The 2,557-nt window shown below is 51.1% G+C and carries 3 protein-coding genes; 1 reads left to right on the forward strand and 2 read right to left on the reverse strand.

From position 1 onward, the window contains the following. Both petA and ACTHSP_RS19480 read right to left on the reverse strand, forming a co-directional pair. The coding region (gene petA, locus ACTHSP_RS19475; protein WP_440346722.1) for a ubiquinol-cytochrome c reductase iron-sulfur subunit at positions 1–554 on the reverse strand (554 nt) is incomplete at its 3' end. 122 nt (positions 555–676) lie between these two features. Further along, the gene (locus ACTHSP_RS19480; RefSeq protein WP_440346723.1) at positions 677–1,426 is read right to left on the reverse strand and encodes a Nif3-like dinuclear metal center hexameric protein; all 750 of its coding nucleotides are present in this window, start codon (positions 1,424–1,426) and stop codon (positions 677–679) included. Positions 1,427–1,601: 175 nt separating this feature from the next. On the opposite strand from ACTHSP_RS19480, the gene ACTHSP_RS19485 reads away from it, so the two are divergent. Continuing rightward, positions 1,602–2,528 carry a LysR family transcriptional regulator gene (locus ACTHSP_RS19485; RefSeq protein ID WP_003748251.1) on the forward strand — a complete coding sequence of 309 codons (927 nt, stop codon included), beginning with the start codon at positions 1,602–1,604 and terminating at the stop codon, positions 2,526–2,528. The last annotated feature ends 29 nt before the right edge of the window (positions 2,529–2,557 follow it).

The raw sequence follows: 2,557 nt of genomic DNA on the forward strand, positions 1-2,557 counted from the left end.
TCGCTCAGATATTTGTAAGGCGGTACAACCAAGTTGGTCGGTGCAGGAACACCTTTGTATACTCGGCCTGCAATGTCAAATTTCGAACCGTGGCAAGGGCAGAAGAAACCGCCTTTCCAGTCTGCGCCCAAGTCGGCGGGAGCAATATCGGGACGGTAAGTTGGGGAGCAACCCAGGTGGGTACAGATACCGATAGCAACGAGGAGGTTCGGCTTGATCGAACGGGTCTCGTTTTTAGCGTATTCCGGTTGCTGATCCACTTCGGAATTAGGATCGACAACTGCGCCATCCAAACTTTTCAAGTCTTTGAGCTGTTGATCTGTGCGATTGACCAGCCAAATTGGTTTGCCCTGCCATTCGGCAGTCAGCATTTGGCCTGCTTCGATTTTGCTGACATCTACTTCGACAGCAGCACCGGCAGCCTTAGCTTTCTCCGATGGGAAGAAGCTGGCCACGAAAGGCGTAGCTACGCCTAGAGCCGCCACACCGCCTGCACCGCATGTAGCCAGTGTCAGGAAACGGCGGCGACCGTTGTTGATTTCTTGATTATCCATTATTCAGTCGTCCTAAAATTTTGGGAATACCGAGCCATTAAACAGCGTAATTCTACCTAGTTTGTTGTAATACTCAAAGCATTATTTAAAATAAGGTAAAGTTTTATGATATTGCTCAATACTCAAGCAGGGTTGTTTTCATCAAAGTGAACCACTTCGATACCGAATTTTTCTGCCACGGCATCGCCTAAGGCGCGGACGCCGTAACGTTCTGTCGCGTGGTGGCCGGCGCTGATAAATGCCACACCCGTTTCATTGGCAAGATGATATTGCGCTTCGGAAATTTCACCGGTCAGATACGCATCGACACCTTCGTCTGCGGCTGTCTGAAAAAATCCCTGCGCACCGCCGCTACACCAGGCAATGCGTTTGATTTCGCGTTCAAGATCGCCGATAACGGTCGGCTTGCGGCCGAATACCGCCTCAATGCGTTCAGACAACTGCGCCAATGTTTGCGTGGTTTTCAGACGGCCTGTATTCAACAGGTTTTGCTCGCCGAATTGTTTTTCGAGCACCCAATCGAGTTTCTCGGCCAACTGTGCGTTATTGCCTAATTGCGGGTGTGCGTCCAGCGGCAGGTGGTAGCCCGCCATATTGATTTGGTGTTGCAGCAAGGTTTCAATGCGTGCTTTTTTCCAACCGGTAATCGTGACAGGCTCACTTTTCCAAAACATGCCGTGGTGAACCAAAAGCATATCCGCCCCCTGCCCTACGGCAAAATCGATTGCAGCTTTGCTGGTGGTAACCGAAGTAGCGATTTTGGTAATTTCTTCCTTGCCTTCGACCTGCAAACCGTTGGGCGCATAGTCCTTAAACAGCCCGACCTGCAATGTCTCATCGCACCAAGCCAGAATTTCGCGGCGTAAAGCCATATTCCGCTCCTTATATCTATCTTCAAAAACAGCTTCGCATTCTAACCGCAAAATCTGTTTATGCCTCAAATTCTTACATTCCGATTTCAGCAATCATTCCCAACATTAATCATTTGCACATCATCATGAATTATTTTAATATACCCCACCTTACCCACAGGCCGTCTGAAAACACATGGACTCTATTATCGAATTGCGTCATCTCAAAACCTTGCTGGCTTTAGAAGAAACCGGCAGCGTTTCCCTTGCCGCCAAACGGGTTTTCCTGACCCAATCCGCCCTATCGCACCAAATCCGCGCCTTGGAAAATTATTACGAAACGCCGTTGTTTGAACGCAAATCCACACCTTTGCGCTTCACACCTGCCGGTATGCGCCTATTGCAACTGGCGCGCGAGCTGTTGCCGCAGGTTGCCGCCGCCGAACGTGATCTGGTGCGGATTATCGAGGGCGAAGCGGGCGAACTCAGGCTTGCCGTCGAATGCCACACCTGCTTTGACTGGCTGATGCCTGCCATGGGCGAGTTCCGCCCCTTATGGCCGCAAGTTGAATTGGACATCGTTTCCGGTTTCCAAGCCGATCCGGTCGGGCTGCTGTTGCAACACCGCGCCGACCTTGCCATCGTTTCCGAAGCCGAGCCGCTCAACGGTATCAGCTACCGCCCTCTGTTTGCCTATGAAATGGTCGGCATCTGCGCAGAAGACCACCCGCTTGCCGACAAAGACGTTTGGGAAGCGGAAGACTTTATCGACGAAACCTTAATTACTTATCCCGTCCCCGACGAAATGCTGGATTTGCCTAAAAAAGTGCTGCTGCCTAAAGGCATTAATCCACCGCGCCGCCACAGCGAGCTGACCATTGCCATTATTCAACTGGTTGCCAGCAAACGCGGCATCGCCGCCCTGCCCTACTGGACGGTCATGCCGTATTTGGAAAAAGGCTACGTCGTCCACCGCAAAATCACTTCAGACGGCCTGCAAAGCAAACTTTATGCCGCCATTCGTACGGAAGACGCCAACAAAGGCTATCTGGACAACTTCTGCCAAATCACGCATGACCGCTGTTTTGCCGACTTGCCGGGTTTGAGCGAATTGGAAATGTAAACTTGAAACAATCAAAAGGCCGTCTGAAC

This window comes from Neisseria sp. P0001.S005, assembly GCF_051963715.1.